This is a genomic window from Paraclostridium bifermentans, assembly GCF_964259345.1.
Taxonomy (GTDB): domain Bacteria; phylum Bacillota; class Clostridia; order Peptostreptococcales; family Peptostreptococcaceae; genus Paraclostridium; species Paraclostridium bifermentans_B.
The window spans coordinates 378,770-391,506 of the sequence record NZ_CAXVJR010000005.1 but is presented as its reverse complement, the minus strand read 5'-3'; the positions used below and the strand labels follow the sequence as shown (position 1 = coordinate 391,506).

6 protein-coding genes and 1 rRNA gene are annotated in these 12,737 nt (G+C 25.8%); all 7 read left to right on the top strand.

Going from position 1 to position 12,737, the window contains the following annotated elements:
• Positions 1 to 105, top strand: a 5S ribosomal RNA gene (gene rrf / locus ACEXNK_RS12445); the annotation flags it as partial.
• An 84-nt stretch (positions 106 to 189) separates the two neighbouring features.
• Positions 190 to 372 carry a hypothetical protein gene (locus ACEXNK_RS12440; RefSeq protein ID WP_373598860.1) on the top strand — a complete coding sequence of 61 codons (183 nt, stop codon included), beginning with the start codon at positions 190 to 192 and terminating at the stop codon, positions 370 to 372.
• 111 nt (positions 373 to 483) lie between these two features.
• A complete protein-coding gene (locus ACEXNK_RS12435; RefSeq protein ID WP_373598859.1) occupies positions 484 to 2,379 on the top strand; it encodes a hypothetical protein in 1,896 nt (631 codons plus the stop codon).
• Positions 2,372 to 4,585 carry an ATP-dependent helicase gene (locus ACEXNK_RS12430; protein WP_373598858.1) on the top strand — a complete coding sequence of 738 codons (2,214 nt, stop codon included), beginning with the start codon at positions 2,372 to 2,374 and terminating at the stop codon, positions 4,583 to 4,585. The genes ACEXNK_RS12435 and ACEXNK_RS12430 overlap by 8 nt, the downstream gene beginning before the upstream one ends.
• Entirely contained in the window at positions 4,578 to 5,339 is a 762-nt protein-coding gene (locus ACEXNK_RS12425) for a PD-(D/E)XK nuclease family protein (protein ID WP_373598857.1), read from the top strand. Before ACEXNK_RS12430 ends, ACEXNK_RS12425 begins: the two co-directional genes overlap by 8 nt.
• Positions 5,329 to 8,775: a helicase-exonuclease AddAB subunit AddB gene (addB, locus tag ACEXNK_RS12420; protein ID WP_373598856.1), complete on the top strand. Its 3,447-nt coding sequence runs from the start codon at positions 5,329 to 5,331 to the stop codon at positions 8,773 to 8,775. Before ACEXNK_RS12425 ends, addB begins: the two co-directional genes overlap by 11 nt.
• On the top strand, positions 8,775 to 12,515 hold the full coding sequence (gene addA, locus ACEXNK_RS12415) for a helicase-exonuclease AddAB subunit AddA (RefSeq protein ID WP_373598855.1): 3,741 nt from the start codon (positions 8,775 to 8,777) through the stop codon (positions 12,513 to 12,515). Before addB ends, addA begins: the two co-directional genes overlap by 1 nt.
• Positions 12,516 to 12,737: the final 222 nt, after the last annotated feature.

Sequence of the window (12,737 nt, the reverse complement as noted above, 5' to 3'; positions counted from 1 at the left end):
AGCAAAGAGGATACACCTGTTCCCATTCCGAACACAGAAGTTAAGCTCTTTAGCGCCGATGGTACTTGGTGGGAAGCTGCCTGGGAGAGTAGGACGTAGCCGCGTAATCTTTTTTTGTATATATGAATAAAAACTGTCAATAACTTAAATAATTATAATATATAAATTTATTTAAGTTTGGAGGGTTTTATGTATAGAGTACAATTAAAATATGTAGAATTAAATTCTATAGATAGTCCAATAGTTTTTGATTGTCAGCAATTTAAATTTAGAGATAATTCTTATCAATTTATAAATATAATTATGAACAATTTTTATATACGAGATTTAGAAGTTAGTAATGAAGATATAGCTTTAATAAAAATTATGTAATAAGTGTGTAGCTAGTGCTACACACTTATTTATATTTACAATAAGAATATTGAATATAAAAAAGGATATTTTACTATGTGATATAATTAGTCTATAAAGGAAGGGATATTAATGAAATTTATAATAAAAGATACTATTAATGATAGGAAAATGAAAGATATAGTTGTTAGATACTTAAAAATAGCTGCTAATAATTTTAATAAAACTAATAAAATATTAATGTTAGTTCCAAATCAAAGAATAAAGTATAAATATGAAGAACTAATAAAATTAGAAGAAAGCGAAGAGATAAAAATTACTACGTATATGTCTTTTATATCAAAAGAAATTATTAAGTTTTGGCCAATTATTGATAAAAATTGTAATCTAATAAATAATCATACTGTAAAGCCTTATATTATTCCAAATAGCTTAAGTGATTATATAATGAATGAGATAGTTAAAGAAAAAAGAAATTTTGAAAATTACTTTCAAGATATAACCGCATCTAATAGAAATATATCTAATAGTATTTCTTATAATATAAATAAGTCAGTACAGAGCTTATTTAATATATCTGATATAGGAGATAAAGTATACTACTCAAAATCAAATAGGGATAAAATCGATAGATATTCATACACACAAATGCAAGATATTATTAATGAATATTTAAATATGTTATTAAAAAATTCTATGGTTGATAATTCTATTAAAGTGTATTTGTACAATGAGTATCTTTTAAAAGATGAGTATTATATAAAGCAATTAAGAGATAGTATAGACTATTTAATAGTAGATAGCTTAGAATCTATGCCTATATGTGAAATAGACTTTATAGACAATTTATTGGGGTATGTAAAAGAATCATATATGTATATAAATGAAACTAAAGATTATGCTTCATTTTTGAATGTAGATATGACTTATATAAGAAGTAAATTATTTGAAAAATGTGAGATCATTAAAAATGATGATATAAGTGATATAAGAATAAAAGATATAGCTAAGCTTAATGTAGGTATTGATTTGGATGAAAGCAATCAATTGTATAGTGAAATGATAATGCAAGCAGCTAATAAAGTTGTTGAACTTATAAATAAAGGACATAAAGCAAAAGACATAGCTATAATAAGTCCTAATAATAATACTATACTGGATTATCAAATCAAAAGCATATTACAAAAAAACAAAATAAATATATATAATACAAAACAAGATAAACGAATAATAGACTATCCATATGCACATGCGTTAATGGTATCTGCTTGTATATTTTATGAATGTGAAGAACTTTTAAATGAAGAAGATTATGTAAATTATATAAGTCTTTTACTAGATACAAACAAGATTAAATCAACTAAAATATTTAGAAATAATGATATAAATGAAGAATACTTAGATATATTAAATTATATAAAGAATAAAAAATTAGAAGATATAAATATATATGAGTTTCTTATAAAATTCTATATAGATAAATTATTAAAACTTCCAGCAGGAAAATTAAATGTAAAGATTTGCAAAAAAATAATTCAAGAAAGTGAAAGCTTTACTGAAAATATAAAAATATTAGGATTTGATAAGAATAAGTCAAAAGAAAAAATATTTATAGAAGCATTAAAAAGCAGTATAAAGGATTATTATTCTATATCTGATTTAGATGATTTTAGTAGTGAAGATGCAGTTGTATTAACTACACCATATACTTATATAGCTCAAAATATGAAAAATTCAATTCAAATATGGATAGATATAGGTAGTAATATGTGGAGTATGAAGTGTGAAAGAGAAATTAGTAATGTACAAGTATTTAAAAAATTTTTTAAAGATGGAGAAATATACACTGATGATATAGAAGAATATTATAAAGAATATTACTTATATAATACTATGTATAACCTATTGTTAAATACAGATAAAGTATATGCTTACAAAAGTGAATATACAGTGAATGGGTACATTCAGGAGGGAATGATGTATAGTTTAATTTTAAAGCTAATAGATAAAGGTGAGTATTATGAGTAAAATAAATTACAGAGAAGATCAAATTCCTATAATAAATTATGAGGAAGGTACTATGGCTGTTCCAGCGGTACCTGGAGCTGGAAAGACATTTATAGTTACTAACTTGGTTGCTAAACTTATAAAAAACGGAAATAATAAGCCAGGAAAAATACTTATTCTAACATACATGAACAGTGCAGTTAATAATTTTAAAGGGAGAATAGCTAAACTATTAGAGGAAAATGAAGTAAAAGAAACTAACTCATATGAGGTAATGACTATACATAGTTTAGCTGTGAAAATTATAAAAGAAAAACCTGAAATTGTAATGTTAAATGATGAATTTAGCATAGTGGACGATTTGAAAAGAAGTATAATATTAAACGAATGTATAGATAAATTTAAAAATAATGGCGGAGAAAAAGCTTTTAAATTTTTTGTAAAAGAACAAAGAGATGAAGAGTGGAGAAATAGATGCCTAGAGGCTTGGAATCAAGGATTCTTTGATTTAGTAGTAAATTCTATAAGTGAATTAAAATATAAAGATATTTCTCCTCAAAAGTTAGAAGATATTATCTTAAATGGACATAAGGGTATATTAAAGTGCATATTACCTATATATAAAGATTATGAAAAAAAATTAAAAAACAATGGACTATTAGATTATGATGATATTTTAATACTTGCATATAAAGCTTTAAGTAGTGATGAAGATTTAAAAACGAAATTTCAAAATAGATATACATATATATTCGAAGATGAATGTCAGGATTCTAATGAACTTCAGGGAAATATAATAAAGTTAATATCAGAAAATAATAATAACCTAGTAAGAGTAGGAGATGTAAATCAAAGTATAAATGGAACATTTTCATCATCAGATCCGATATTTTTTAAGAATTTTATGGAGGAAGCAGATAACTGTTACAAGATGGACATGTCAAATAGAAGTTCTAAAGACATAATAGATTTAGCTAATGAGTTAGTAAATTTCATAACCAATGATTTTTATTTAGATGATTGTAAAAGTGCGCTAGAGAAGATGGAAATTAGAACCGTACCAGAAGGCAAAGGATATAAAGAAAATCCTAAATCAGATAAATACTTGTTAAATGCTAAATGGTATGAAACTTGGGAAAAGGAAATTAGACAAACTGTTAAATTTGTAGATTATATAAAAAAAACGACGCCAGATAAAAGTATTGGGTTATTAGTTCCTTTCAATAATCAAGTAAGAGAAGTAGCAGAGGTTCTAGAAGAATATAATTTAGAATTTGATGAATTAGGGCCAAACTCATCTCATAAAAGGAAAGTTATAAACAATATAGGTTATGTAGTAGAGTTTTTATCACAGTGTGATGATGTAGATAAACTGGTAAATGTATTAGAAAAAATATATATACAAAGTGACAATAAGATAGGCAAAGAAGAGTTTATAGCTAAATTAAGAAGATATGATAGTGAAGATATTATATATGATACAGATAAAGTAATAGAAGATATCGTAATAGATAATAGAGATGATATATATATAACTTTTATAGATGGAATAAAGAGTATTAAAAGTATATTAGAATATCAATCTATAAAAACAGATGAATTAATACTTTTAATAGGAGAAAATACACAATTAAGTAATGAAGAGAAAGCTATGGTAGATTATATAGCTTTTTATGTTAAACACTTGATGTTAGATAATCCTAACACAAGTTTATACGATATAGGGAAAATACTATTAGATGATAGAAATAGAGTATTTAATTATATTAGTGAAATTATATATGAAATAAATGGATATGAACCTAAGCCAGGAGGAATTACGGTATGTACATATCATAAATCAAAGGGTATGGAATGGGATGTAGTATTTTTACTTGATTTAACAGAATTTAAATTCCCGGCAGATATAAATCAAAAGTTTCAAGGAGAACTTTGGTACTTAAAAGATAAATATAAAAATCCCGTAGCCATGGCTAAAGCCGAAGTAGAAGCTTTAATAAATGGAGACAAACCTATAGATTTCATGTACAAGCATAAGGTAGATATAATAAATGAAAAAATAAGATTATTATATGTTGGGGTAACTAGAGCAAAAGAGATGCTAATGTTATCTGGATATTCATACAAAGATAACACTACAAATAAAAAGCAACAACAAAAGCCATCGTTCTATTTTAATAAATTAGGTAGATTTATAAAGGAAAAAAGGGGTGAGATAGTTGAATAAAAAATTAGATAGATTTTTATACAGTCAAAATTCTATAAATACATATAAAAGTTGTCCCTTAAAATTTAAATATAAATATATAGATAAAGTAAACTGGAAACAAGATGATGAAGAAAGTAGAGATTACTATGAAAATCTTAAACTAGGTACAGATTTTCATCTAATATGTGAAAGATATTTTAGTAACATACCTACAGGAATAGAATATGCATCAAATAGTGAATTTAAAATATGGTTGGATAAGATAAAAAGACTTATACCAATAAAAGAAGATAAAATATACCTTCCAGAATATGAATTAAGGTATAGATTAGGAAAGTTTAATATACAAGCTAAATATGACTTAATAGTTATAGATAATGAAAGTATTAATATTTGGGATTGGAAAACTGAATCTAGAAAGCTGGAATATAAAAATATTGAAAATAGAATGCAAACATTAATTTACTTACTTTTAGTAGGTGAAACTATAAATAAACTATATGAACTAGACATACCTTTTGAGAATATAACTATGAACTATTACCAACCAGAATATTATAATGAACCAATATCTATTAAATATAGTGAGGATAGACACTACAATATAAAAAAACAAATAGATAGATATATAACAAATATAATAAATACAGATTATAATGATGAGTTAACTTTAAAAAATAATAAGCATTGTAAATTTTGTGAATTTAATAAGTTATGTAATAACGTAAATATAAACTACAGCATATTGGAGGATGATATATATGAGTCTTAGGTTTATATTCGGAAGAGGGGGAAGTGGAAAAACAACTTACTGTTTAGAAGAAATTTCTAAAGAAGTAAATAGCAAAGATACATCTCCTATAATTTTATTAGTACCGGAACAGTATACATTTGAAAGTGAAAAAAGATTAAGTAAGTATATAGAAAAAGATCCATACCTTAGAGCAAGAGTTCTTAGTTTTAAAACATTAAGCAATATAGTTTTTTCTCAGGTTGGAGGGCTTACAGATATAAATATAAATTCAAGTGGTAGATCTATGATGATTTATAAAGCATTAGAAGCGGTTAGTGATGATCTTGATATATTTTCCAAAGCATCTACTCAACCAGGATTTATAGGAACTATAGCAGATATGATATCTGAATTTAAACAATATAGTATCACACCTGAAGCATTAGAAAATATATCAGGAGAAGTTCTAAGTGAAACTTTAAAACTAAAATTAAAAGATATAAGTAAAATTTATAATAGTTATGAAAGTATATTACATGAAAACTATGTAGACTCTCAAGATTTACTAGCTTCACTTGCAGATAAAATAGAGTTTTGTAGTTACTTTGATAATGCAAAGATATATATTGATGAATTTACAGGATTTACACCTAATCAGTATAGAGTAATAAAAAGTTTATTACATAAAGCATCTGAAGTAAATATAACTTTGACGTTAGATAATAAATTAGTTAAAACTTATAATAAAAGAGATGTGTTTTCAAGAACTAAATTTACAGAAGACAAATTAAGAAAATTATGCTTGGAGTCAGGGGTTAATATAAAACCAGAAATTAGCTTAAATTCTACGAAAATAAAAAGATTTAATGGGAATCAGGAATTAGAACATCTTGAAAAAAACTACTACTCATATCCATATAAGACATATGAAGATAATACTGAAAGTATTTCTATAAAAGAATTTAGTAATTTATACTCAGAAGTAGAGCAAATAGCTAAAGAGATAGTTTTACTAGTAAGAGAAAAAGGAGTTAGATATAGAGATATAACTATAGCTACAAGAGATTTAAATAGATATGATTTCTTAGTACAATCAATATTTAACGAATATAATATACCAAACTTTATAGATAGTAAAAAAGAAGCTAAAAGTAATCCAATAATAGTTTTAATTATATCAGCACTAGAAATGCAAAACAAAAGATATAACTATGAAACAATGTTTAGATACTTAAAAAGTGGATTACTAGATATGAGTATAGAAGATATAAGCTTGCTTGAAAATTATGTTTTAGCAAATGGAATAAAAGGTAAGAAGTGGTTCGAAGATAAGTGGAATTATAGGCTATACCACAAGTTAAATGAGGACGAGAATGAATATGAACTAGAAGTTATTGAAAAAGTTAATGAAATAAAAAGAACTATAACAAAACCTATAATAACTTTACAAGAAAAACTAAAAGGAAAAAATAAGGCTAAGGATTTATGTAAATATATATATGAATTTTTAATAGATATAAATATGCCAGAAACTATTAAGCGTATGATTGATAATTTCAAAGAAAGCAATGAAATTGATTTAGCTAATCAATATTCTCAGGTTTGGGAAATTGTAGTTGATATACTAGATCAAATAGTTGAGATAATAGGAGAAGACACTATAACATTAGATAAGTTTGTAAAAGTTATAAGTATTGGATTTGATGAATATGAACTTGCTACAGTTCCACCAAGTTTAGATCAAGTTTTAGTTAGTAGTGTTGATAGAATGAAAAATCCAAATACAAAGCATTTATATTTAATGGGAACTACAGATGGAATATTTCCTTTAATATCAAAAGATGATGGTATATTAAATGATGAAGATAGATCTAATCTAGGAGACAACGGAATAGAAGTTGATATAGATAGTAAAACAAAAACTTTTGAAGAACAATTTTTAGTTTATAGAGCTTTAACATCAACTACAAGTACTTTAACAGTTACATATCCTATAGCTGATCATGAAGGAAAAACATTAAGACCATCTGTAATTGTTTCTAGACTAAAAAAAATCTTTCCAAATATCAAAAACGAAAGTTATTTGAATGATATAAAATATGAAAAAAGTGAAGAAATTATCGAAAATATAACTTCAAAAGCACCAATATTTAATGATCTTATAAAATCTATAAAAGATTATGAAGAAGATAAATATATAGACTTAGTTTGGCTAGAAACCTATAAATATTATCTTAATGACGAGGAGTATCATGTCAGAGCTAAAAATATAATAGACGGATTGAATTATACTAATCAAGTTACAAAAATAGAAAGTGAAAAAATAAGAGAATTATACAATAACAAATTATTTAGTGTATCGAGATTAGAAAAGTATGCACAATGTCCATTTGCATATTTTATCCAATATGGATTAAAAGCTAAAGAAAGAAAAGAATTTGAGTTTACTCCTCCAGACTTTGGGACATTTGTACATAATATATTAGATAAATTCTCAAAACAATTATCTAAGGATAATTTAGATTGGAGAGATATTACTTCTGAGTATATAGTAGAAAGAGTAACAGAGATAGTAGATGAATTAATTTCTAAAATACCAGGGTATATATTGGAAAGTTCGGCTAGATATAAGTACTTAGCTTATAGGTTGAAAAATATGGTAGTATCAGCAATATCAATAATTAGTGATCAAATTAAAAAAGGATCATTTGATCCAACTGACTATGAGGTTGGATTTGGAGGGAATGGAAAATATCCTCCTATAAAAATAGTCTTAGATAATGGCGAAGAAATCAACTTAATAGGACAAATCGATAGAGTTGACATGCTAGAAGACGGTGAAGAAAAGTATATAAGAATTGTAGATTATAAATCTGGAAACAAAAATATAAATCTAACTGATGTTTACTATGGGCTTCAATTACAGCTGTTAGTTTACTTAGATGCAATATTAGAAACATCTAAATACAATAATGGTAATATAAACCCAGCTGCAATACTTTACTTTAAAGTAGACGACCCTATAATTAAAGCTAATGAAGATATGGAAGATGAAAATATAAGAGAAGAAATATTAAAACAGTTGAAAATGAAAGGACTAGTTTTAAAAGATAGCAATATCATTAGAAAGATGGATAATACATTACCAGATGGTGAAAAAGGAACATCGCTAGTAGTTCCAGCTTCTATAAATAAAGATGGAACAATATCTAAAACTACATCAGGGGTTAGTCAAGATGAGTTTAATGTATTAAGAAAATATGTAAAGCACACTATAAAAGAATTGAGTAAAGATATGCTTGATGGAAATATAGGAATACTACCATACAAAAGTAAAGATTCAACATCTTGTGATTTCTGTACTTTTTCATCTATATGTCAATTTGACAGTACGTTTAAAGATAATAACTACAGAATAATAAATAAAAAAAGCCAAGATGAAATAATAAATAAAATGAGAGGAGAGGTTGAATAATGAGTTCTCCTAAATGGACAAATGAACAACAAGCAGTAATAGATAGTAGAAATTGTAACTTACTTGTAGCCGCAGCTGCTGGGTCAGGAAAAACAGCAGTACTAGTTGAGCGTATTATACAAATAATAACAGACACTCAAAATCCAGTTGATATAGATAAGTTATTAGTTGTTACTTTTACAAATGCAGCAGCATCAGAAATGAGAGAACGTATTGGAGATGCAATAGCTAAAGCATTAGACAAAAATCCTGAAAATAGTCATTTACAAAACCAATTAGTTTTATTGAATAGAGCTAGTATTACAACTATACATTCCTTTTGTTTGGATGTAATAAAGTCAAATTTTCATAAGATAAATATAGATCCTAATTTTAGGATAGGAGATCAAACAGAATGTTCATTGTTAAAGCAAGAATGTATAGAAGAAGTTTTTGAAGAATATTATGAATCGAAAAATATAGGTTTTTTAAATTTAGTTGAAAGTTATGCAGAAAAAAGAGGGGATAAAGAACTTCAAGAAATTATTTTATCTATATATAACTTTTCTATGGCATCACCTTATCCTAAAAAATGGTTAAGTGAATCAGCAGAATTGTTTAATATAGATGATGATTTTAACTTTTCAAACTCTATATGGGCAAAGTCAATACTAGATACTGTAAGAATAGAAATAAAAGGAATAGAGTCTAGTATGAAAAGAGCAATAGAATATGTAGATGGAATAGAAGAGCTAGAAACTTACAAGGAAAAGTTAAATATAGAATACGAAAAAATCGTTGAAATATTAAATGCTTGTGAAGAAGGATGGGACAAAGCATATTATTATATGAGTAATATGCAATTTGAGAACTTTGCTAAAGGGGTAAAAAGATTATCAAAAGATGCTCCAGACTATATAAAAATTGCAAGAGAAAATGCTAAATCAATTAGAGATAAAAATAAAAAATCTTTAGAAACAATAATAGGAGCTACTTTTTATAAAAGCAATAGTCAAATTTCTCATGAGATAAAATATTTATATCCAGTTGTAAAATCTATTTCAGATTTAATAATTACTTTTGAAGAAAGATATCAATCTAAAAAGAAAGAAAAAGGAATTATAGATTTCAATGATATAGAACATTATGCATTAGCTATATTAACTGATAAAGATGAAGACGGTAATATTATTCCATCAGATGTAGCTAAAATATATATAGATAAATTTTCAGAGATATTTATAGATGAATATCAAGATAGTAACTTAGTACAAGAGGTGCTATTAAGTACTATAGCAAAAGTTGAAAATCCAAATAGATTTATGGTTGGTGATGTAAAGCAAAGTATATATCGATTTAGACAAGCAAAACCAGAAATTTTCTTGGAGAAATATGCTAACTATGATATGGAAGAAGGAAGTAAAAATAGAAAAATAATGCTTTACAAAAACTTTAGAAGTAGAAAAGAAGTAGTAGACTCTGCAAATTATATATTTGAAAATATAATGAGCAGGAATATTGGTGAAATAGAATATAATGAAGCTGAAAGATTGAACTTAGGTGCTCAGTTTAAAGAATGCGAAGAAGAAAATGTAGTAGTTGGAGGGCCAACAGAAATACATCTAATACAAAAAAATGCTAAAGTTGAAGAAAATGATGAAAATGAAGCCGAAGAACAAGAAGAAATAGATAATATACAGCTAGAAGCAAGAATGATAGGGAAAATAATAAAAGACATAATAAAGCCTGATGAGAATGAAAATATTATGAAGGTATATGATAAAAAAATAGATGGGTATAGAAATGTAGAGTTTAAAGATATAGTAATCTTATTAAGAGCTACATCAAGTTGGGCACCAGTCTTTGTCGATGAACTTATGAATATGGATATACCTACTTATGCAGATACAGGTATAGGATATTTTGATACGATTGAAATAAAAACTATATTATCACTACTTCAAATAATAGATAATCCAATGCAAGATATACCTCTTATAGCCGTACTAAAATCGCCAATGTTTAATTTTACACCAGAAGAATTAATAGACATAAGGTTAGAAGATAGAAATCGTAGTTTTTATGAAATATTAGAGATTGCAAGTGAAAGAGAAGACGATTTAGGAGATAAAGTTAAATATTTTATATCTAAATTAGAAGATTTTAAGAATAAATCACTTTATATGAGTACAGATGAATTTTTATGGTATTTATATGTAGAAACAGGATATTATGCATATGTTGGAGCACTACCAGCAGGAAGCCAAAGACAAGCGAATTTAAAGGTTTTATTTGAAAGGGCTAAACAATTTGAAGCTACAAGTTTTAAGGGGTTATTTAACTTTATAAACTTTGTGAAAAAACTAAGACGATCAAACTCAGATATGGGAAGTGCTAAAACACTGGGTGAAAATGCAAATGTAGTTAGAATAATGAGTATACATAAAAGTAAAGGATTAGAATTCCCTGTGGTTATATGCGCGGGTATGGGGAAAAACTTTAATAATCAAGACTTTAGAAAAAGTATACTATATCATCATAAATTAGGCTATGGGCCTCAACTTGTAGATTATAATAGAAAAATAGCTTATCCTAGTATAGCTAAAGAGGCATTAAAAACTACTATAAACATGGAAAACTTATCAGAAGAGATGAGGGTACTATATGTAGCATTTACAAGACCTAAAGAAAAATTAATTATAACTGGGTCTATAAAAGACGTAGAATCTAGTATAAAAAAATGGAGTGAAGATATTGAAAATACAGGGGCAGTTTCAGAGTATCAGATATTAAAAGGAAAGAACTTCCTAGACTGGATAATGCCAGCTGTATTAAAGCATAAAGATTTAAATAGTATGAGAGAACTAGTACAATTAGATTGTAATACATTTAAAGATCATGAATCCAGTTGGGAAGCTAAAATATGGGATAAGAAAGATGTATTAATAGATAAGATTGATTTAGATGAAGAAAGCATAGAATCTATATTATTAAATGTAGATTCTGAGATAAATACTAGTGAATACTATGATGTAATTAAAAGTAAATTAGATTATAAATATCCATTTATAGAATCTGTAAATAGAGCAGGAACTATATCTGTTACAGAAATAAAAAGATTGGAAGATAAAAGTATTGATGATTACAATTCACAAAACTTAATAACTAAACCAACGGAGATAAAAACTCCATTGTTTATACAAGAAAGTGAAAGTAAAGATAAAATTACTGGAGCTCAAAAAGGAACTATAATGCATTTATTTATGCAAATAGTAGATTTGAACAAAGTTACTAATTTAAATGAAATAAAAGAAGAAATAGATTTAGCTGTTAAGAAAAAAGTACTAACTCAAACTCAGGCAGATACTATAAATCCATATAAAGTATTAAAATTCTTTAAATCTGAACTAGGTAAGAGAATGTTAAATTCATATTTCTTAAAAAGGGAGCAAGCTTTTTATCTTCAAATTAATATAAGAGATATATTTGAAGTTGATGAAGAGTTCAAAGATATAGAAAATAAAGATACATTAATGGTTAGAGGGATAATAGATGCTTATTTTGAAGAAAATGATGAGATAGTTATTGTAGATTATAAAACTGATTTTGTTAATGAAGAAAATAAAGATGATGTTATAAAAAGATATACAAAACAATTAGAAATATATAGTACGGCTTTGAATAAATTAACAGGTAAAGTTGTTAAAGAAGCGTACATATATCTTTTTGGAATAGAAGAAGCTATATTATATAAATTTTAGAAAATTTAATAAAGCAAATAAAAATACAATGGTTTAAGGGGAGTTTAACCATTGTATTTTTACTATTAGGGGGAGAGATATATTATATTTTGCTCGTACATTATAATTATTTACAAATTGCAAATTTTATATTCAATAATTATAAAAAATAATAAATAATAAAAAAATCACCTATACAAGGGGGGTATAGGTGATAAATAAGGGGGATAGAAATTATTTATT

Excerpts from the sequence above, each read along its gene's own strand:
- ACEXNK_RS12440 (WP_373598860.1), top strand. The coding sequence starts at position 190 with ATGTATAGAGTACAATTAAAATATGTAGAATTAAATTCTATAGATAGT.
- ACEXNK_RS12435 (WP_373598859.1), top strand. The coding sequence starts at position 484 with ATGAAATTTATAATAAAAGATACTATTAATGATAGGAAAATGAAAGAT.
- ACEXNK_RS12430 (WP_373598858.1), top strand. The coding sequence starts at position 2,372 with ATGAGTAAAATAAATTACAGAGAAGATCAAATTCCTATAATAAATTAT.
- addB (WP_373598856.1), top strand. The coding sequence starts at position 5,329 with ATGAGTCTTAGGTTTATATTCGGAAGAGGGGGAAGTGGAAAAACAACT.
- addA (WP_373598855.1), top strand. The coding sequence starts at position 8,775 with ATGAGTTCTCCTAAATGGACAAATGAACAACAAGCAGTAATAGATAGT.